Source organism: Pseudoalteromonas sp. SR45-5 (assembly GCF_014163565.1).
Classification (GTDB): domain Bacteria; phylum Pseudomonadota; class Gammaproteobacteria; order Enterobacterales; family Alteromonadaceae; genus Pseudoalteromonas; species Pseudoalteromonas distincta.
The window spans coordinates 1-1,457 of the sequence record NZ_JACJDN010000819.1 but is presented as its reverse complement, the minus strand read 5'-3'; the positions used below and the strand labels follow the sequence as shown (position 1 = coordinate 1,457).

1 protein-coding gene is annotated in these 1,457 nt (G+C 33.6%); it reads right to left on the bottom strand.

The window, feature by feature from the left end; all coding sequences use genetic code 11:
- Window positions 1–1,317: oligosaccharide flippase family protein (locus tag H5072_RS19330; protein ID WP_182694495.1), on the bottom strand; the 1,317-nt coding region annotated here is incomplete at its 3' end.
- Window positions 1,318–1,457 lie beyond the last annotated feature (140 nt).

Below are 1,457 nucleotides of genomic sequence, written 5' to 3'. Positions count from 1 at the left end.
TTGCATTATCTCTACTTCAGATACACATAAGTAAACTACAAATATAGTCAAAGGCGTAATTACACTAGGGATAAAAACCTTCAAAATTTGAATTAATCTAACTTTTGAACAGCTCAAAATTAAAGCTACTGTTAATAAAAAACGCATTGCGCTGGTAATGACTACAGCGTATGCAACACCTAGCACTCCGTAATCGGCGCCAAACCATATAGCTGTAACAAGTATCAATAGTGATACAATCTGCTTAATTGTTAACAACTTGATTAAATCGTAAGCTGCTATAAAAGAGTCCATGAAAGATGCCAAGGCTCTGAATATTATGCAAAGCCCTAATATTTCTAATATTGATGCAACTTCACCCCATTGTTCACCCATCATTATTAATACTATTTGGTCTGCACCTACAACTAATATAAGCGAGCCTATAGTTAAGGCCAGGCTAAGTAAACTTAGTGATTGTAAAAAAAACTGAGATAACTTTTCTTTATCGTCTTTCATTGCCGACATCACAGGAAATACCACACGGTCAACAACCAACCAATATACTTGATTAGGAAACTCTACCAACTGCATAGCTCTTGAATAAAACCCCAGAGCTGTACTGCCCATCATTTTGCTTATAATCGCGATGTCTATTTGCTGGCTAAGTAAACCAAGAGTACTGTTAAAAAAGAATGCAGTTGCGTATTTAATTATTTCTGTTAGCTCAGTTTTATAAACTTTAAAGTGAAGGTTTTTCCAACCTCTGAGCAGTATAAATACTACTGAAATCAACTCCGATACCCACAGACCAATAATGATTGACCAAAAACCAATATCAAAATAGAGCAAGGGTACTGTTACAAATATATTTCCGGTAACGGTACCAAGAGCTTGTAATTTACCTATAAAAACAACGTCGCCACTGCGCTGAAATAAAGCTGAACAAATATTACTAAATCCCAATAACAAAAATATTATGCCCGATATTTCTAATGGCAAAGCTATTTCATTAACATTTAGTTGATTAGCGATATTATCGGCAAACAAAAAAAGCGATAGACAAATTAAAACACATAAAGATATAGATAAAACTAACGCGCTACCAACATGCTTATCACTAATAACAGGGCGTTGGATAAGTGTTCTTATAATACCCATATCAGCAATTAAATAAGCAAAAGCAAACACCATAGTAAATGCCGCAACTACACCAAAATCTTCTGGTGTTAAAAAACGCGCTGTAATCATTAATATAACGAGCCTAACTAACTTTGATGAGATAGTTAGTACAGCCATAGTACCAATACCAGACGAAACCGATTTTTTTTCTGACATTTATAAGCGCCTTACAAATGCCAATATTTTAAAAGTTAATATAAATACTGTACGTGCTATTAGCTTTTTAAATGTTGATTTTTTAAGGCTTCTTTTAATATCGTTTTTAAGTGATATTTTTTTTACGAGCTTAATTAGAG